This is a genomic window from Lysinibacillus sp. GbtcB16 (assembly GCF_019091145.1).
GTDB classification, from domain to species: domain Bacteria; phylum Bacillota; class Bacilli; order Bacillales_A; family Planococcaceae; genus Lysinibacillus; species Lysinibacillus fusiformis.
In genome coordinates this window covers 1-251 of sequence record NZ_JAGXJV010000674.1, presented here as the reverse complement: position 1 = coordinate 251, position 251 = coordinate 1, and the positions used below count along the sequence as shown (strand labels likewise).

Genomic DNA, 251 nt, shown 5'->3' with positions numbered 1-251 from the left:
GTTAGTGAAGCAGCTTGAGAAGGCAGGCCTGAAATACGAAGATATTCAAGTGGCTTTCCTGCCGCCGGCGGATGCCCGTGCTGCTTTTGAGAAGGGCAGTGTGGACGCTTGGGTCATCTGGGATCCTTTCTTCGCGGCTGCCGAAACCACGGCGAAAGCGAAAATTTTGGCAGACGGCAAGGATACTGTGGCAAACCATGAATTCTATCTGGCCACTCGTTCCTACGCAGAAAGCAATCCGGATACCGTGA

General features: G+C 53.4%; 1 pseudogene. It reads left to right on the top strand.

The annotated features are described in order from the left end of the window. Nucleotides 1–251, top strand: a pseudogene (locus KVT27_RS25580) (sulfonate ABC transporter substrate-binding protein); the annotation flags it as partial.